Here is a 19,409-nt window from a genome sequence, read left to right on the forward strand (position 1 = left end):
TATCAAAAGGGATAAAATTATGGGAGCTCAAATAGAAAAGGCAAAATATATCTTAGTAATATTGTTAATTTCACTAAAATGTATAGGACAGAATAAGGTTATAGAATTAAAAAAATATGCCTTTAGTAAATGCTTAGATTATAATTATCAGAAAATTGATTCAACTTTTTATCAAATTTATAAAGATGCTTCAGCAGTTCAGATCTCAATTGATGGCAATTTTTTACAAGATGATGAATTAAAGAATAGAATAATAGATTATACTATTTCTGTAACTGAGAAATATTACTCTCAAAAGAATAATTTGCACTTTGAAACAGGTGATAAAAACATTGTTTTTTGCAACTGTATTAATTTTTATGGATCAAAAGAATTATAAAAAAAGCATTAAACAAATAACGCTTTACATATGTATTAAGTAGTGGATTGTAAAAGATAAAGCGAATAATTATAATGGGTATATTAAATGTAAATAAATGAAAAAAATAGTATCAATCTTATTAGGAGGTATCATTTCTTTTTTTGTTTTCCGCTACTGTTTTTTTAAAATACAAGATTATACCAATAGTAATCGTTGTAATTCATCTCAATTCATTGCAGATGGAGAAAGAATTTATATTTCTTTTTATAGAAATATAAGTAAAACGAAAATGATAAAAAATTTTCAAATAATCTTAATTGGAAGAGATGGGAAAACTAAGAAAGTTGAATATCAGAGAATTAAAGATTCAGATAGTCAATACTATATAGATTCTAAAATCTTAAAGTCCGATACTCTCATAATTGATGTAGGAGAAAATAAAAAATACAAATTCTTTGATTTTATAAATACTGCTTCAAGGATCAATGCAGGAAAGAATAGAGGTGAGTATTATTGTAATCTTTATTATAAGAGCATTCCTTTTAGCAAAGATTTTGAAAATAGTTCTGAGAATGTTGATAATATTGATGTTTTTCTAGAATAATTTTTTGCAGTACATTCTTAAATGCTGTTAGTATTAGGATATAGAAAAGTATCTTATAAAAATTACAAGCCAATTACAAAAATAGAATTAAAATAATACCATGAGACAAGATCGAATAAAAGACAGAGTGCTAAAAAGAGCAGCTAGGTCATGGGGCTTTTCAGATGTTGAGATGGAAACATCTTTTGACCCTGTGGTGTCAATGATGCTTAATGCATTGTCTTACGAACTGGAGAAAGTAGCTCATGAACTTGAAGACTCTAAAACAAGAGTTGTAGAAAGGGTTTTAGAAATTATGTTTCCAGAAGTTACGGCGGGAGTAAAGCCGGCAAGAGCTATTTTGCATGCTTTGCCAATAGATAATAATATGAAAGTTTCATTGCAGAATCAAATGTCGGCAAGTAGAAGAATTCATAATATTTACAATCCTTTAGCTCCAATAACCAAAGAAATTGCACTTTCGCCGACATTAGAAGTAAAATTAGCGTCTGCTGAGGTAAAGTATATTGCTTACGAGAGAAACTTATTCGAAATTTCGAATCTTTTTTATAAAGATGCAATTCGTGATTATAAACATTCTCTTCCTTCTGGTATTGTGTTTATGGGAATTGAATTAAAAAATCCAAAAGTATTGGATTTGGAAGATTTAATGCTGTACATCGATATTAAGAACACGCATCAGAAAGAGATGTTTCATTACTACCTGAAGCAAATGAAGTGTTTTCAGGATGAGGTACAAATCACGGTAGAAGAGGGATATAATGTTCCTATAAATAACATTGATATAGAAAGCATTATAAACCGTAATTATACGCATTTGAGTGAGATAATGCAGGAGGTAAATGAGTTTTATTTTGATAACTTTTACACACTAAAAGGAGCGTTAAAACATAAGCCTATTAGTGAATATGGTGAAGAGTACAAATGTTTTGAAGCGATAACAAATAGAAATGATAATCCTATTATTTGGGTGAAAATGGTTTTTCCAGAATCTTTAATTCCTCAAATATTAGATAATGTTTCTTTTACCGCAAATTGCTTTCCGGTAATTAACAAAAAGAAGCACATTATAAATAAAACACTAGGTAATTTCTTGTCGTACATTGCGTTGGAAACAGACAATAATATCTATTTGGATGTTGATACTGTTGTCGATGGATTCAATAATCATTACGAAATAAAAGAATTTAAAGATGGTGTTATTGAAGAAGGAAATGCAGTATTAAGAACGGGTGGAGTTTCAAGATTCGATTCTAGAAGTGCATCAGAACTGCTTCAAAATGTATTAGATCTTTTAAAAGATGAAAGTTCTTCTTTTGCAGGTTTAGGAAAAGACTTTATGAACAGTTCTTTGGTCGAAATTAATCAGCTTTTGGCTTCTGTAGAGCAGCAGGCTAAAGAAAGTAGCTTTTCTAAAAATAATGATCCTTATTTAATGATTAAACCTAAGTTTGATGAATCTTTAGGAAAATCATTTTCAATACATTATTGGTCTACTTGTGCAGAAGAGGGGAATGATATAAAAGCAGGAACGGTTTTAGAAACCAAAGAAGATATGCAGTTTGTAAGTAAAGAAGCTGTACTGATTACCAATACGGTTGGCGGAATGAACAAACAAAACAATAAAGATAGAATATTAGCATACCGTAATGCTTTGCTAACGCGCGGTAGAATTGTGACGTTTGCAGATATAAAGGCGTTTGGATTTAATCATTTTAAAAGCTGTATTTTAGATATTAAAATAGAGAAAGGAACTCGAAAAGAGATTTCGGTAAAAGCAGGTTTTAGCCGAACGGTCGATATTCATTTAAAAGTAAATCCGATTGAGAAAGAGTATCTATCGGCAACAGAATGGGATTATTTGTGTGAGAGTTTTATGAAGAACTTAAAAAACAGATCATCAAATGTATTTCCGTACCGCCTTTTTATAGAAAATGAATAAAACAAAACGCCAGAAACTTAAAGTTCTGGCGTTTTTGATTTACTGAAATCTATTTTGGTTTTTACTGGTATTTTTTATCCGTAAGCGTTTTCATAAATGCAACAAGCGATTGTTCTTCTTTCACAGTTAAATTTAATTTATCGAATGGCAAAGTTTGGTTTTCGACTTCATAGCCTAAACCTTGACCGCCTCCTTTGTTGTAAAAATCAACGACTTCTTCTAAAGTTTTAAAAACACCATTGTGCATGTAAGGAGCTGTTACAATTACATTTCGAACTGTTGGAGTTTTGAAAGCGCCAACCAATTGAGTCATTTTATTGTATAAATATCGCCCTTGATCTACGCTCAATTTCTTACCGGAAGCATCTTGAGGAGTTCCGATAACTTCATGTTCGCTTTTAGAATAACTCGGAGGAACAGTTCCGTTAAACAAAGGCGTAAAGTGACAGGTTGCACATTTTGCTTTTCCCATGAAAAGATTCATTCCCTCTATTTCCTGATTGTTCAGAGCATTTTTGTTTCCTCTCATGTATTCGTCAAATCTTGAATCGAAAGCATTTAAAGAACGCACATAACTCGCAATAGCATTTTGAATTTGCCAGGCTTCGGGTTTTGAAGTTTTTGGGTATGCTTTCTTGAAAAGGCTGATGTATTCTTTATTTAGTAGAATTTTAGCATGAATGGCATCCATTGAACCATGCATTTCCTCTTTATTCTGAATTACATCTACACTCTGCTTCTCTAAGTCTAACTGACGCATATCCCAAAATTGAGCATTTTGTAAAGAAGCGTACGTAAGAGTAGGTGTGTTTCGTGCAAGATTAGATCCTGTTAAGGAAACGTTTGTTTTTAAACCATCTGTAAATGCTTTTTCTGGATGATGGCAACTTGCGCAGCTTCTGTCGTTATTTTTAGAAAGGCTGGTGTCATAAAACAATTTTTCTCCCAGTTTTGCTTTATCTGTGCTATAATTGTAATCTTTAGAAAGTACAAACGCATTTACATCAAAAGCATCTTTGTCAAACAAAGTTTCAATTTCTGGTTTTAATGGACTTGTCTTCTTAACGTTTTTAATATTCTCTTCTTTCTGAAAAGTTTTAATTTTTTTCGAAATCGGATTCAAATATTCTGTAATAAAAAAGGCTCGGTCAAAAGCATTGAAATTATTGTTTTCGTTACAATATTGCTGTGCCTTTACGATCAATTTCTTTAAATCTACTAATGTTTTATTATCGGAATTAATGATTTCAAGAGGTTTAGAAATTGATAATAAACTTTCTCCTGTTTCAGGAATTGAAGATTGTAAAATTGGACTATCAAAGCCTGTAATTCCTAAAGCAATAACACGAAATATGTTCTGTTCAAGTGCATCCAAAACATAATCATCAGAAATAGTGATTACTTCAAATGTAGTTGTCAACTGCTTTATGTTAGATTGAAAAATATTCAATTCTCTTATTACATTTTCTTTATCCTCGATTTTATATTCAGGATAAATCATTTCTTCGATTACTTGAAAACCATGTGGCTCAAAAGATCTGTTTTCTTCCAATTCCATTTCATCCAAGGCTGGACCATTCATAAAACGAGCTGTTTCGGGAATAAAATATTCAATTGCCCATTCCGCTTTTTTATAGAATAAGCGTGATTTTTTAAACTGTTCTACAATTTCTTTTGGAGAAGCATTGCTATCTATCAGCTTTTGAAATTGGGTAATTTCATTGCTTAATTTGTTTAAGTCAACAAGAAGATTCTGTTTGATTGTTGTTTTAGAAGTTTCATTTTTTTGACACGAAAAGAACAAACAAAGTGCTAAAAATAGAAATGAAAAATATTTTAATTTCATAATAGTGTTTTAATAGCAACAACCCTTATCGAAAAATAAGGGTTGTTAATAGATTTTGACTGAAATTATTATCTCTGTACGTTTCTGATAATTACAGTTTGTCCTCCCTCTTTGTTGGTTTGAGTTCCTGAACCGTCTGCATTTTTAAATGCATCACTTTGCCATGTGTGCGGGTGAATGTTTACGGTAAAAGTATCTGGAACACCAATGATATCTGAAATATCTTCCATAGCACCAAACTCCCAGCTTCCTAATCTCATTTCGCCAGTTTGGTTGTATAAAGCATTCCAGGCTGCATCGGTTCTTTTGTGGTTCATATTTAACCAAGGTTTATTTTGCTTTGTCGCAATGCTATATTGCCAGATATATGAATCGTGTTTAGCATCGGCATAGTAGCTGTCACCATCTTCTTGAATGTAAACGTAGTTCTCTGTTACACATAAGTTATCTGGGTTAATAATTCCAGTTCCTGGAGTACTGTCACCTTCAACGGCTAATTCTAAAGTTCCTTTTAACGGATTTGCAGCATCTAGTTTCACTTTGTAAACTCTTCCCCACATTGTGTAACCGTCAACAGGAGCATTGTTAGTTGCTTGACCTGTAGCAGTAAAATAAACTTCTCTATTGTTGCTTGCGCTTCCTTTTCTGTAATCTACGTCTTCAACTCTAGAAAAACGAATCGCTTTTAAGTCGTTAACAGTTGTATTGATAACAGCGCCAGTAAGGTTTTTTGCATTTGGAATTTCAACAAATTCAACGGGATAACTGCTATTTAATTTGATATCCGTTTCAACTTGATTTCCATCAGTTCTTTTTAAAGCATATAATTTTCCGTTAGATAAATCACCAACAGTACTTACATACATAATTAATTGTCCAGCACTTACGTGTGAAGTTGCGTACGACTGATCTTCACCAATTAGAATTACAGTTTTTCCTGGATAAGCTTCTTTAGGAAGCGGAACAGCGTTTTCCATACTCGCTTTTCCTAAAGCTGGTAAAACTCTGTCTTTTCTTGCTTTATCTGAAGATTGTCCCAACGGATTGATTCCGTGCACCATACTTTCTTGTCCGCTTTCTCCAGCAGTTAAGAAGATTGGTCCAAAGCCGTGAATTTCTGGAGTTGCCAATGTTGCAGAACACAAACGAGTTAAACCACCAACGCCATCAACAATATAGTCACCTTTTACTGGTTTGAAAGTTTTGTCTAAATAAACTCTTGATACAGATTGCAGAATTTCGTGGTTAGTAATCATGATATATCCATCACCATTTGGATCTTTCATTAATCCAGCTCCATCAGGCTGTGCACCATACACAAAAGAAGGAGATTCTGGAAGAACATCTGTACTAGCAATTAAAGTACTGATTTTTAGATTTTCAAAACCTGTCATTGGATAAACAAAAGGTGGCACTTTTGAATGTGAAGTAAAATCGATACTAGCATTTACACTATTCGAATCTTTGTCATCATTTTGGCAGCTTATTACAGAAAGGCCTGCAATTCCAAGCACGGTAATTGATTTTAAAAAGTTAGCTTTCATAATTGTTTTTGTGTTTTTTTTGATTATGACAAAGCTATCTTTCAAAAACAAAATACAGGTTATGGCTATTTTTCTTTTTTGCTAATTTTTATAAGTCTAGTATTATTAAATGGTAAATTATAGTACTTAAATGTAAAGTTAAGATTCATAAAAAAATCTTAAGGTTTGAAAAGCTGATTTAAATTAATTGCTTTTTTCTCTCTCAATTTCTTTACAATCTTCAGAAAAGCAATGGCAGTGATGTAGGCATCGCCCAGTGCTGTGTGGCGATCTTTCTTAGAAATATCAAATTTGTCTGCAAGATCATCTAAGGTGTAATGATCCTTTCGTTCAAATAAATGAGATTGAATTAAAGTCTTTTTATACAAATATGCCGTGTCTAAGGTTTTATTCGTTAAATGAGGAAGTCCGTTTCTTTCTAAAGCTTTATTGATCATTGTAACATCAAAAATAGTGTGATGCGCAATGATAATGGAGTCTCCTAGAAAATCTAAAAATTGCTGTAATGCCTCCAATTCAGTAGGGCGTTTAATCAGTAAATCTTTTAAAATACCATGAATCTGAGCGGTCGATTTATCGTAATGATCTTGTTCTAAATACACTTCGAAACTTTCCTGAACATTAATAATTCCGTTTTGAAGAACCAATGCGCCAATGCATAGAATACGGTCATTTTCATAATCAAAACCAGTTGTTTCGGTATCCAAAACCACAAAACGAGTTTCTTCAATCGTAATGCTTTCATCGAATATATTAGTCTCTTCTTTTTTCCAAAAATTAAATAAACTCATTATTATACCAGATTTGAGATATTAAAACGCACCGAAATAAGTTCCTGAAGTTCCTTAATGGTTTTAAAAGTACGTTTCAGCTTAATTTTTTCCATTTTGGTCAAAGATTCCAATTCGATAAACTGACCAGAATCATGATGCAGAAGACCTTGCTTGGTTCTAAATTTCAGTAAAGCTTTGAACGAATAGGAGCACGATAAATACAATTCTCTATTGTTAGGTTCCAGTTCTGCTAATTTCTCAAAGCGCTCTGCTGTATTGCTAATCGATTTTATCGAGTGGGATAAAATTAAGACACGTGCCGCATCTGTCAATGGCATTAAAGCTCTTCGTTTAATATCAAAATTATCTTTGTTTGCGCCATCTTGCTCTACCAAAAATTGTCTAAAGAAACCAGTAGGAGATGGGCTTTGCAAAGCACCACTCACCAAATGCATATAAAAAATAGGATTTGCTTTTAAATCTTCAAAAATATAATCAGACAATTGATTTGCTACTTCGGTATCTCCGTAAGTTAAACTATAATCAAAGAAAATAAAGGACAATAAGACCTCATTTTTACCCGGATTTGTAATCCAATGATGCACATGGCTTTTCCATTCGTCTACACTCATACACCATTTTGGGTTCGAGGCCATCATTTCGGCAGGACAATAATCGTATCCAATTTCAAAAAGCCCTTTATTGACAAGTCCGGCAAATTTTAGAAAATAGATTTTAGTTTCCTCTCTAAAAACTTCATTCACATTTTCATAAACAATCGCATTATCTTGATCTGTATGCAACATTTGCTCGCCGCGACCTTGACTTCCGAGCGCGAGCCAAGCAAATTTAACGGGCGGCGGACTGCTCATTTTTTCTAAACAAATTTCGATAACTCGAGTAGTGCAGGCTTCATTCAATTCTGTAATGATTTTGGTAATCAAAGTCATCGGAATATTTTGATCCAGATAGCCTTGAAGCAATTGCATAATTCGGTTGCGAATCGGTTTTATTTCCTTGATTTTTTTAGTGCGTTTCAACGCTTTTATTAAAACTGCCGGATTATTTCCAAGCGCCACCATTACGTCGTGTTTCGATAAAATTCCGACCGCTTTGGTGTTTACCGTTCCGTCTTTTGTTAAACATAAATGGCTTATGTTGCTTTTCATCATAGCCATTTGTGCCTCAGTAACCGTCATTTTTTTAGGATACGTAATGACAGGTTTTGTCATTATCGTTTCGGCAGTCGTTGTAATAGGAAAATCTCCTGTAACGATTTTATTTCGAAGATCTTTATCCGTCAAAATACCAATCGGAAGCATTTCGTCTACGATTAAAATTGCACCGACTTTCTTTTTATTCATAATTTTTGCAATCTCTTTTACCGTAGTTGACGGACTGCAGGTAACTATTTTTTTAGAATATTTTATGGGCGCTAGATCAAAAGAATGATTGCTCGAATGCAGATTTTCATTTAACTGATCATCACCATATAATTTATCTTTGTGAATATCGGAATATGGATTTCGAGTATTCGAAGCATAACTTTCAATCAAGAAATTACCAACGTTTCTATTCTCGAGTGCATAAGGTTTAAAAACTGCAATAGGAATGGCGTACAAAATGCTTTCTTCGTGAGCGACCGCTTCCATGATATAATTTTCTTGTGCCAATAACGGACGCAATCCAAAAATATCGCCTTCATCGCACATATCTAAAACGGTATTTTTAGTGCTTTTTTTAAGTGCAACAGCGCCTTTATGAACTACATAAAAAGAATCGTGGGTTTTGTCATTTTCAGCAAAAATGACAGCATCTTTTTCTTTATAAATAATAGAAATCTGTTCAGAAAGCTTTTCTAAATCTCTCTGATGAAGAAAATTAAACGGCGGATAATTCTTTAAAAAATCGGCAACTCTCTGCGAAATGGTATTTTTCATTTGGTTAGATTAGAGTTCTAATGTACTATTTAAAATAGAAATGTAAAAGAAACACGTTTGTTTTTTTAGTTACAGAGGGATAAAGATTCAGAGTTGCAAAGTTTAAAAAATGAGAATAAAAAAACTTGGAGCCTTTGTGCCTTTGTGGCATAAAAAAAGCTCCCAATTGGAGCCTTTATTATTTAATCAACTTTATAAACCGTTCCTCGCTGTTTTTCTTCAGAACCAACCAAGCCAAATTCAAACGTATAAGAATCTTTTGAAGTATTTAAAATCTTCATGCTGATTGCTTTTTCTTCAGCCATATTTTTAGGATGTTTCTTTTGCAACACGTACTCACAGTCACTTACCCAACGTATTGTAGCAGTATCGGTTTTTCCTTCGTAAGTTTCAATTTCAATATCGTCTTTACGCTCAAAGTAAGTTGTTTTTTTTACGCCATTGACATCTGTTTCAAATTTGAATTTTCCGGTTTTAAAATCCTTGCAATTGTGTTCTGCATTATAGCATGAAACTAAAGCTAGAAAAGGGAATAAGAATGCTATTTTTTTCATTTTAATTAAGTTGTTTTTTTAGAGCTAGAGATTTCATTTTTATGTCACAAAAAGGTCTTCGACTTCGCTCAGACTGACAAACGGGTCATTTCAATCTTTTTAACTCATCATCGGTAAAGTTCTTGATTTCTTTTTCTTTGGCAAACTTTTCAGCATTATAATTTCCCGATTTGTTTTTCGGAATCGATAAACTATTCCATTCACTGTTTTTCAGCTGTTTGGCATAAAAAACAATCTGTCCGACATGATACGGATAATGTGCCAATTGTCGATTTATAGCTTCTATAACCGTATGGCCTTCATTTCTAATATAAATAATGTCCGAAAGCTGATTGGGTTGTAAGCTTTCAAGAGCATTTTCGAGACAATTCCATCCTTTATTCCACAGTTCAAGAACTTCATCTTTAGATTGTAAATCATTTTCAAATTCAGAATCTCTGTTGCGCCATTCTTTTTCACCATCTGTTGTAAGAAAATCAGTCCAGCGGGACAGCATATTGCCCGAAATGTGTTTTATTATTGTAGCAATGCTGTTGGTGTCTTCATTTACTGAAATGAAAAGCTGTTGAGGTTCAAGTTGGTCAATGGCTTTTTCGCCAAGCATTTTATAATATAAAAACTGCTTTTTAACGCTTTTTAAATAAGATTGATCGGCACTCATAACTAAACGATTTTGATATCATATTTATCTAATAATCCGACAATTCCTTCCGTAGAAAATTGTGCTTTTTTCATAGGATTAAATTCAGGATCGATTTTGTAATTGTAAGCCGTTTTAAAATTGACCGATGCTAATTGTGTTTCATTGAAAATAGCGCCATCAAGATCGCAATTATCAAAAACAGAACTCGTTAAGTTGGTGCCAATAAAAGTTACTTCGCGAACAGAAGAATTTATAAACTTGGTTTTTGGCATTTTTTTGTTTGAAAACAATGCATAATCGAGAACGCATTCATCAAAATAAACCTGGAATAGAAAATCGTCACATTCGTTAAATGCAATTCCGAGAAGTTTACAGTTTTTAAAAGTGACGTTCTTTAAACTTGTTCCTGCCAAACTTGTCATTGATAAATTACAATCAATAAACTCACAGTCAAGAAAGGTATTAGAATTGAAATTGCTGTTAGAAAAGTCGCAGTTTTTAAAAACACAATCTTCAAACTCGCGATTGTTTATTTTCTTATCAATATAAACAACTTTCTCAAATGTTTTCTGAATGTGAATTAGAGCTTCCATAAGTGTTTTTGAAATTTAGGGTTTCAGTTCTTAATCGTTAAATATACCTTTCATAATAATTTTCAATCCCAAAAAGATCAAAAGCATAGAACTCAGACAAGCCACAATTCCAATTCCTAAAACAAGATAATGCCAGTTGGTATGCTGATTCATAAAAGCATTATAAATCAATGTTGGGCCAAGAAACATTAAAGGCAGAGCGCCTGATAAATATTTCACTCCTTTTTTTAGTAATTCTTTATTTGTTGCCATCTTTTTTGTTTCAATTTTAAGGTTGCAAGCTGTTGGCTTGTATTTATCGCAAAGTACGGTAAGTTTTTTATATGATATATTTTTATAATGACAAAGTTCGCAAAGTTTTGGACAAAAACCTTGCGAACCTAGCATAAATCTTAGCGTACTTTGCAGTTAAACAGCCACTCAGAAGCCTTTTTATTTTTTATAATTGTCGACAGCATTTCTTACGCTGCCATATTTTTTCAATAATTCAGACGCTTCGTCATACGAAACCGAAATTTCATCCATAATCATTTTTACGCCACGATCAACCAGCTTTACATTGCTTAACTGCATATCGACCATTTTGTTTCCTCTTACTTTTCCTAACTTAATCATAGCTGCAGTCGAAATCATGTTTAAAACCAGTTTCTGTGCAGTTCCAGCTTTCATTCTTGAGCTTCCGGTTACAAATTCTGGTCCAACTACAACCTCAATAGGGAATTGCGCCGTCAGTGCCAACGGACTTCCTGCATTACAAGTAATACAACCGGTGATAATATTGTTTTGGTTACAAGTTTCTAATCCGCCGATAACATATGGAGTTGTTCCCGAAGCAGCAATTCCGATCACAACATCATTAGAATCGATTTTATGGTTTTGAAGATCAATCCAAGCTTGTGTAGGATTATCTTCTGCGTTTTCTACTGCACGTCTAATTGCTGTGTCACCACCTGCAATAATGCCATTTACTAAGTCGAAAGGAACGCCAAAAGTGGGCGGACATTCAGAAGCATCAACAACACCAAGTCGGCCAGAAGTTCCTGCTCCAATATAAAACAATCTGCCGCCAAGTTTTAATTTGTCGACTATCTGCGGAATCAAAGCTTCTATTTGTGGTAAAGCTTTTTCGACTGCATAAGGCACCGTTTTATCTTCCTGGTTTATATTAGATAACAATTCATGAACAGACATCTTCTCTAAATGTTCATATTTTGAGGCTTGTTCAGTAGTTTTCGTAAATGTCATTTTATCGTTATTTAGACTCGTCAAAATTAATATATTTTATTTCAATCTTGCAAAGTCTCAGAGATTTAAAATCAATTTTTTTCTTCTATTTTTTCTCTCTAAAGACTGTTTTATTGTGGCTTTGTTACAAAAACGAAAATATTATATTTGTCTAATATAAAAAGATAGATGGATCAATTAGATTTACTACAGGGAATTGCTCGAATTTCTGTTTTCGTTTCCTTATTAATGGCATTTTTTCTGCTAACCGTTAAAACAGAAAATAAACTGGCAAACCGCTTGTTTGCTTTGTTCTTTATTTTTTCGGCAATAGATCTCAGTGGCTTTTTTATGTATCTGTATACAGAAGATCACAGGAATTTAGAAATTTTCAGAGCAACTTTCTGTTTACTGGGAATGCCATCATTTTATTTGTACGTTTTATCTGTATGTTATTCAGACTTTAAGTTAAAATGGAAACATCTCATTCATTTGCTTCCTTTTGTAATAGTCAATTTAATTTTTATGCCAAGAATATATTTAAGTATTGTAAATGGCAACTTCATAGGTCCTTTAAATGAAATGTCTGAGATCTATTTTATACAGATTTTAATAGAATTTCAGTACGTTTTTTATATCGTAAGTGTGTTTTTGATCTTGAAGAAATACAAAGAAATTTATCTAGAAAACTACGCCAATCCAAGCGTTTCTACTTATAAATGGCTTTTTCAAATGACATGCGTGTTTCTTGTTGCACATTCTATTGTACTTTCAAAAAATATATTGAGGTATAGTGGTTTCAAAGAAGTTTTTTTGTGGGCAAATGTCCTTGTTGGAACTATAGCTTTATTTATAACGTGCTGGTTTATAATGAAAGCTTTAAAATATCCAGAACTTTTTAGAGGTGTAAATTCTAAGTTAGTGTTAACAAAAGATATTCTGCCAGAAATTGATGAAAAGCCAGAAGCTGTAAATCAGCAAAATGATTTGATCACTACACAAATTAGTACTTTAAAACAATATATGACTGAGAAAGAACCATTTCTCGATCCGTCGCTTACTATTCAGGAATTGGCCAATCAGATTAGTATTCCTGTTCGCGATTTATCGATTTTAATAAATCATCATATCGATCAGCATTTTTTTGATTTTGTGAATGAATATCGCATTCAAAAAGCCATGCAAATTTTAAGAGATCAATCAAAAAATCAATTAACTGTTCTAGAAATATTGTACGAAGTTGGTTTTAACTCCAAATCTTCTTTTAATACTTCATTTAAAAAGTATACCAATTTAACCCCAACAGCCTACAGAAATAGCTAAAAATAAAGGGTTTGTGAAAAGTCGAACGCCTTACGTATATAAAGTCGAACCAATTTCTATTTGAGAAAATGGTTCGACTTTTTTTATCGGTCGCGTAGGAAGATTTTCTAAGGCAACTTTGCTTCAAATTAATCGAACAAGTTAAAATTAGAAATCATGAAAAAATTAAATCTCCTAATCTTTTTACTATTGCCTTTATTTTGTTTGGCACAAGCAACATTAAAAGGAAAAGTCACTAGTGAAACCAAATCTTTAGAATGGGCTGAAATTTCAATATTAAATAAAGAAGGGAAAATTATTGATGGAACTACAACTAAAGAAGATGGTTCTTTTGATATCAGCCTAAAAAATGGCTCTTATAAAATTGAAATCAGTCTTTTAGGTTTTGCTGATTATGAAAAAGAAATTTCACTAGACAAAAACACCGATTTAGGAACTATTATTTTAAAAGAAACCGAAACCAAATTAGTTGAAGTTGTGGTTCAGTCTAAAAAGAAAACTATTGAACAGAAAACAGATCGTTTGGTTTATAATCTAGAAAATAATGTTACAACTACTGGCGGCGATACTTTAAGCGCAATTAATACTGCGCCTGGAGTTGTAGTGAAAAATGATGTAATAACCATTTTAGGAAAGGGAACTTCGCGCGTCATGATTGATGGACGTTTAATTGAATTGACTGGCGAAGAACTGAACAATTTCTTGAAATCAATTTCGGCTGCAGATATCAAAAATATTGAAGTTATAAGCAATCCGCCCGCAAAATATGAAGCGGATGGAACTGGAGGGCTGATTAATATTATTATGAAAAAAGGAGTCCGCGATTCGTGGAAAAATTCGATTACAGTTTCTTACGACCAGAATAAATATGGAATTTACACTTTGAGAGATAATTTCTTTTATAGCAAAAATAAGTTTAGATTTTCGGCAAGCGTGAATGGTAAAACTGGTTATAAAAATGCTATAGAGAATTTAGATATGTATTTTCCAGATGGACTTTCTACAATGGATGCCGATACAAAAGTTAAAAATGAGAATTTTTCTGGAAAATTGGCTTTAGACTATGATGTATCTGAACGTACAACAATTGGTTTTCAGTTTATGAATGACAGAAATAATCCTGATTTTGGATCGGATATTAGAATTGAAAAGTACAATACGCAAAACGAATTACAGCAGGTTACATTGAATAAAAGTTTTACAGATAAAGGTTCTAAAAATCAGACTTATAATGCGCATTTGATTACCAAATTTGATTCAAAAAAGAAATTATCCTTTGATGTGGATTATTTCAATTACAACTCAAAATTTGATAGAGATTTTATAGCGAACAATTATAATCCAGATATGGAATTTATTGATGTCAATCAGGCAGGAAGAAATATTTCTGACCAAGATATTGATAACTGGAGTTTTAAGGCCGATATGGAACATCCGTTTGAAACTTTTAATTTGTCTTATGGTGCGAAAATGAGTTTTACCAATAGCATAAGCGATGTGGTTTTCTACAATACTATAACTGGAACTCCAGAATTAGATCCTAGTCAGTCTAACCAATTTAAATACACTGAAAATAATCAGGCATTTTATGTTAACGGAGATAAAAAAATAAATGAAAAATGGAATCTGCAAATGGGTTTACGATTGGAGAACACACAAACAAGCGGATTCTCTGAAACCATGAATCAGGAAAATGTAAATGATTATTTGAAGTTGTTTCCAACAGTTTATGCTTCGTACAAGAAAAACGAGAATAATACTTTTAGTTTGAATTATGGAAAAAGAATCAACAGGCCACGTTTTGATTTGTTGAATCCGTTTAGAGTTTATATTAATAGTAACAGTTATTCTGAAGGAAATCCGTTTTTAAAACCTTCATTTAGTGATAATTTTGAGTTTGCACATTCGTATAAAGAAATTTTGAGAACCAGTGTTTTTGTGAATTTAGTTTCAAATGGTTATGGCGTTTTGTTTACTTCAAATCCAGAAACGAATACACAGATTGTAACGCGTGAAAATTATTTTAAAAATATAAATTATGGTATTGGAGAAACTTATTCGGCCACTTTTACAGATTGGTGGCAGAGTGAAAATACTTTGTACCTTTTAGGCGCTCAAACGGAGTTTATAAAAGATATTAATGCAACGCCATCAAATAGTTTACAGATTGATTTTACGACGAATAATACTTTTGTATTAGGAAAAAGTACCAAACTTCAAATTGATTTTAATTATAGTTCGCCCTTTAAAAGTGGTTTGTATGAGATTGGTTATGCTTCAAGTTTTGATATTGGTTTTAAACAGGATTTATTGAATAAAACGCTTCAAATCGCATTTTTAGCCAATGATATTTTTAATACTTCTTATTTGAAAGATTTCACTTCGGTTGTAAATGGTGTGAAACAGGTTTACAGTCAAAATGAAAGCAATCGTTTTGTGCGTTTGTCTGTGGTTTACAATTTCGGAAATAAAAAGATTAATGTGAAAGAGCGTGCTTTTGGAAATCAGGACGAGAAGAAAAGGGTGGGGAATTAAGGAATTAGATAATTAGTTAATTTGATAATTAGATAATTTTCATTGGGCTTCGACTTCGCTCAGCCTGACATTGTAAAGAGAACTTCAACCTGAAACTTCAAACAAACTAATGTCACCCTGAGCGAAGTCGAAGGGCAACTAACAAAAGGGCTTCGATTCCGCTCAGCCTGACACGCGAGAGTAAAACTTGAAACTTGAAACCTGAAACTTTTTTTTGCGTGAGGGATAGGAGCAAATTACCGAAGTAATGCGGATAGCCCGACCGAATTTGCGAAAGGCGCACGTAAGCGGTTTGTTAAATTGCGCCTTTTGGAAATTTGGGCACGCTCAGATTATAAAAAGAATGCTAGTAAAATTCCTAGAACGATCATAGAAACTTTGGCAATGTTGAATTTATGTCCTTCGCTGCTTTCAAAAATGATGGTTGAGGAGATGTGGAATAAAATTCCGATTACGATTGCTGTTATTTCGGTGTAATATTTACTTAAAAAAGGCAAATATTCTGAGGCTACAGTTCCGAGTGGCGTCATGATGGCAAAGGTCAGCATGAAGGCAAAAATGGCTTTTTTGTTTAAATCTGCATTGATGAAAAATGTGGTTAAGATAACCGCAATTGGCAGATGATGAATGGCAATTCCTACTGCTAAACCATGATGGTGGCTTACAGGAAATCCTTCTAAAAAGGCGTGAATGCAAAGGCTGATAAATAAAAGCCATGGAATTTGAGACATTTTTGCATGCCCATGAACGTGTCCGTGTTCGGCACCTTTTGAGAAAAATTCAAGTACAATCTGGAATAAAATTCCGACCATTATAAAGATTCCGATATTATGATTGTGCGATTCGTAAACATCTGGAAGAAGATGCATTACGGTTAACGATAATAAAAAAGAACCGCTAAATGCGAGTAGTAATTTTAAATTATTTTTGTTTTCTGGTTTTATAAATAAAGCCACGCCATATCCTAAAAGTACAGAAAATAAGGGTAATAAATAGTTCATTTTTATTTTGTTTAATCGTTGATTCGTTTAATCGGTTAATTGTTTTTTTTGTTTAGCGATTAAACGGTTAAACAATTAAACGATTAACCAATTTACTTAAAAATCATGATTAATCTTTCGCTTTCGGTTTTATGGAATTTTTTGAGTTTGTAGTCTCCAAAAATGTCTAAAAGAAAAATTCCAGCCTCGTCCATTAAATCCTGAAAGTCTTTCAAAGTTAGTGCTTTTACTTTTTCTGTAAAATGATATTTTCTGCCTTGGTCTTCAAAATCAATTTCTTTGAAAATATGTCCGTCTTCAACGTATCTTTTGATGTGAAAATCTATTTCGTCAACTGTTTTTACTTCTTCGGGAACAAGATTTTCAATAACGTTTGGCACATTCATGAAATCGATTACAGCAAAACCGTATTCTGATAAGCTTTCTTTAATTGCTTTTAAAGTGGTCAGATTGTCTTCGTCGCTTTCAAAGTAGCCAAAACTGGTAAAGAGATTGAAAATAGCATCAAACTTTTCTTCAAAAGGCTGGCGCATGTCGTGCACTTTAAAATGAAGGGTTTCATTGCTGTTTTTGCTAGCTTCTGCGATGCTGTTTTCAGACAAATCTGCGCCTAAAACATCGTAGCCTAATTGATTTAAATAAATAGAATGACGGCCTTTTCCGCACGCTAAATCCAATACTTTGGCTTTTTCTGGCAAGTTAAGATAATGCGTTAAATTGTCCATGAAAACCTGAGCTTCACGATAATTACGATCCTTGTAAAGAATATGATAATATGGCGTGTCAAACCACGAAGAATACCAGTTTTGATTGTCATCTTCTTGATTTTGGATTGGTGCGTTATGTTTTACAGACATTTATTCTATTTCAATTAATTCAAAAGTCCGGCAAATTTAGTGTATTTTTGCCGAAAAATAACTATTTCGCTTCGATACCTATTTATAACAGTATAATAAAATGTTATAGCGATTAGCTTTTTTTAATTGAAAAAGAAATGGAAGAAAATTTTAAAATGATTGCCAAATGTTTTTTTGGCTTTGAAGAAATATTAGAAAAAGAATTACGCACACTTGGCGCTCAAGATGTTGAAAAAGGTGTGAGAATGGTAAGCTTTAAAGGAGACAAAGGTTTTATGTACAAAGCCAACTTGTCTTTGCGTACTGCGCTTAAAGTTTTAAAACCGATTTATTCTTTTCGAGCTAATAATGAACAGGCTTTGTACAAAGGAATTTTGGGTATAAACTGGTCTAAATACTTAAATGCGAATCAGACTTTTGTTATTGATAGCACGGTGCATTCGACTTATTTCAATCATTCTGAATTTATTTCTCAGAAATGTAAAGATGCGATCGTAGATCAGTTTAGAGAAAGAACAGGACAGCGTCCAAGTATTGATAAACAGTATCCAGATTTGCGTATAAATATTCATATTGACAAAGATCAGGTTTCGGTTTCTTTAGATACTTCTGGAGCTTCACTTCATCAGCGTGGTTACAGAACGGCTACTAATATTGCGCCTATTAATGAGGTTTTGGCAGCTGGAATTCTTTTATTGTCTGGTTGGGATGGACAAAGTGATTTCTTGGATCCTATGTGCGGTTCTGGAACTTTCTTGGCAGAAGCAGCTATGATTGCCTGCAATATTCCAGCAAACATTAACAGAAAAGAGTTTGCTTTTGAAAAATGGAAAGATTGGGACAATGATTTGTTTGATACAATTGTTGACAGTTTAATGAAAAAAACTAGAGAATTTCATTATACAATTAAAGGTTTTGATAAAGCGCCAAGTGCTGTAAGCAAAGCGAAAGACAATATTAGAAATGCTAATTTAGAAGATTACATTAAAATTTACGAAGAGAACTTTTTTGATACAGAAAAAGAAACAGAAGGTAAACTGCATATTGTTTTCAATCCGCCTTACGATGAGCGTTTGGATATTCATATGGAAAAATTCTACGCTAGTATTGGAGATACTTTAAAGAAGAATTATCCAGGAACAAACGCTTGGTTTATTACAGCCAACCTTGAAGCCTTAAAATTCGTAGGATTAAAACCTTCTAGAAAAATCAAACTTTTTAACGGAAGCCTTGAAGCACGTTTGGTAAAATACGAAATGTACGAAGGAAGTAAGAGAACGAAATTTCAAGTCTAAGTCTCTAAGATGCTAAGAGTTTTAGCAAAATGGGAAAAAGAATAATTTTAAATAAATATCAAGTTTCTAAGAATATAAGTTGCAAGGAAAAAAACTTAGCATCTTAGCCTCTCAGAACCTTGGCAACTCAAAAAAAATGTCAAAACTACAACTACGCGCTTTTTTATACCAATTGGCTGCTTTTGCAATTTTATTTCTTTTATTTAGATATTTGATTGCGGCTTACACGGGATTAACTGGAATCTGGATTCCGATGACGGCATTTGTAATTGGAACTATTATTGGACCTAAATTTCAAGCGGTAAGAACTAAAGACGGTGAAAAGCTTTTTATGAAATGGCTTTTTATAAAAGGGATTAAAGAAATCGGATAAT

The 19,409-nt window shown here is 32.7% G+C and carries 18 protein-coding genes; 7 read left to right on the forward strand and 11 right to left on the reverse strand.

Annotated features, from left to right (window positions below):
* The first annotated feature begins 19 nt into the window (after positions 1-19).
* From AC3Y25_RS18950 to AC3Y25_RS18960, 3 genes are all read left to right on the forward strand, one after another.
* Positions 20-379 (forward strand): hypothetical protein, encoded by a 360-nt coding sequence (locus AC3Y25_RS18950; RefSeq protein ID WP_489903813.1) that lies wholly within the window; start codon positions 20-22, stop codon positions 377-379.
* 97 nt (positions 380-476) lie between these two features.
* Positions 477-965, forward strand: a complete 489-nt coding sequence (locus tag AC3Y25_RS18955) for a hypothetical protein (RefSeq protein ID WP_489903814.1) — start codon at positions 477-479, stop codon at positions 963-965.
* 100 nt (positions 966-1,065) lie between these two features.
* Positions 1,066-2,907 carry a type VI secretion system baseplate subunit TssF gene (locus AC3Y25_RS18960; RefSeq protein WP_489903815.1) on the forward strand — a complete coding sequence of 614 codons (1,842 nt, stop codon included), beginning with the start codon at positions 1,066-1,068 and terminating at the stop codon, positions 2,905-2,907.
* A gap of 61 nt (positions 2,908-2,968) precedes the next feature.
* Here the strand turns inward: AC3Y25_RS18960 and AC3Y25_RS18965 are convergent, their stop codons facing one another.
* From AC3Y25_RS18965 to murQ, 9 genes are all read right to left on the reverse strand, one after another.
* The gene (locus AC3Y25_RS18965) at positions 2,969-4,753 is read right to left on the reverse strand and encodes a cytochrome-c peroxidase (protein ID WP_489903816.1); all 1,785 of its coding nucleotides are present in this window, start codon (positions 4,751-4,753) and stop codon (positions 2,969-2,971) included.
* Positions 4,754-4,821: 68 nt separating this feature from the next.
* Positions 4,822-6,297, reverse strand: a complete 1,476-nt coding sequence (locus AC3Y25_RS18970) for a PhoX family protein (protein WP_489903817.1) — start codon at positions 6,295-6,297, stop codon at positions 4,822-4,824.
* Between the two features lie 158 nt (positions 6,298-6,455).
* The gene (locus AC3Y25_RS18975; RefSeq protein ID WP_489903818.1) at positions 6,456-7,088 is read right to left on the reverse strand and encodes a 3'-5' exonuclease; all 633 of its coding nucleotides are present in this window, start codon (positions 7,086-7,088) and stop codon (positions 6,456-6,458) included.
* A gap of 2 nt (positions 7,089-7,090) precedes the next feature.
* Positions 7,091-9,010 carry a DUF294 nucleotidyltransferase-like domain-containing protein gene (locus AC3Y25_RS18980; RefSeq protein ID WP_489903819.1) on the reverse strand — a complete coding sequence of 640 codons (1,920 nt, stop codon included), beginning with the start codon at positions 9,008-9,010 and terminating at the stop codon, positions 7,091-7,093.
* 182 nt (positions 9,011-9,192) lie between these two features.
* Positions 9,193-9,564, reverse strand: coding sequence for a DNA topoisomerase IV (locus AC3Y25_RS18985; RefSeq protein WP_250835502.1), 372 nt, complete (start codon positions 9,562-9,564; stop codon positions 9,193-9,195).
* Positions 9,565-9,649: 85 nt separating this feature from the next.
* Positions 9,650-10,225 (reverse strand): DUF1572 family protein, encoded by a 576-nt coding sequence (locus AC3Y25_RS18990; RefSeq protein WP_489903820.1) that lies wholly within the window; start codon positions 10,223-10,225, stop codon positions 9,650-9,652.
* Positions 10,226-10,227: 2 nt separating this feature from the next.
* Complete coding sequence (locus AC3Y25_RS18995; RefSeq protein ID WP_250835504.1) at positions 10,228-10,800, reverse strand: pentapeptide repeat-containing protein; 573 nt, start codon at positions 10,798-10,800, stop codon at positions 10,228-10,230.
* 30 nt (positions 10,801-10,830) lie between these two features.
* Positions 10,831-11,052 (reverse strand): DUF6095 family protein, encoded by a 222-nt coding sequence (locus AC3Y25_RS19000; RefSeq protein ID WP_095930955.1) that lies wholly within the window; start codon positions 11,050-11,052, stop codon positions 10,831-10,833.
* 180 nt (positions 11,053-11,232) lie between these two features.
* On the reverse strand, positions 11,233-12,045 hold the full coding sequence (gene murQ, locus AC3Y25_RS19005; RefSeq protein WP_482500658.1) for an N-acetylmuramic acid 6-phosphate etherase: 813 nt from the start codon (positions 12,043-12,045) through the stop codon (positions 11,233-11,235).
* 168 nt (positions 12,046-12,213) lie between these two features.
* On the opposite strand from murQ, the gene AC3Y25_RS19010 reads away from it, so the two are divergent.
* Positions 12,214-13,347 (forward strand): helix-turn-helix domain-containing protein, encoded by a 1,134-nt coding sequence (locus AC3Y25_RS19010; protein ID WP_489903821.1) that lies wholly within the window; start codon positions 12,214-12,216, stop codon positions 13,345-13,347.
* 156 nt (positions 13,348-13,503) lie between these two features.
* A complete protein-coding gene (locus tag AC3Y25_RS19015; protein WP_489903822.1) occupies positions 13,504-15,882 on the forward strand; it encodes a TonB-dependent receptor domain-containing protein in 2,379 nt (792 codons plus the stop codon).
* A 332-nt stretch (positions 15,883-16,214) separates the two neighbouring features.
* On the opposite strand, the gene AC3Y25_RS19020 is transcribed toward AC3Y25_RS19015, so the two are convergent.
* Together AC3Y25_RS19020 and AC3Y25_RS19025 are read right to left on the reverse strand one after the other, a co-directional pair.
* Positions 16,215-16,883, reverse strand: coding sequence for a ZIP family metal transporter (locus tag AC3Y25_RS19020; RefSeq protein WP_095930951.1), 669 nt, complete (start codon positions 16,881-16,883; stop codon positions 16,215-16,217).
* A gap of 92 nt (positions 16,884-16,975) precedes the next feature.
* Entirely contained in the window at positions 16,976-17,740 is a 765-nt protein-coding gene (locus AC3Y25_RS19025; protein WP_427872932.1) for a class I SAM-dependent methyltransferase, read from the reverse strand.
* 137 nt (positions 17,741-17,877) lie between these two features.
* Between AC3Y25_RS19025 and AC3Y25_RS19030 the strand changes: the two genes are divergently transcribed.
* A complete protein-coding gene (locus AC3Y25_RS19030; protein ID WP_489903823.1) occupies positions 17,878-19,035 on the forward strand; it encodes a THUMP domain-containing class I SAM-dependent RNA methyltransferase in 1,158 nt (385 codons plus the stop codon).
* Positions 19,036-19,171: 136 nt separating this feature from the next.
* The gene (locus AC3Y25_RS19035; RefSeq protein WP_095930948.1) at positions 19,172-19,408 is read left to right on the forward strand and encodes a hypothetical protein; all 237 of its coding nucleotides are present in this window, start codon (positions 19,172-19,174) and stop codon (positions 19,406-19,408) included.
* The last annotated feature ends 1 nt before the right edge of the window (position 19,409 follow it).

It is taken from the genome of Flavobacterium sp. LK-23, from assembly GCF_058135255.1.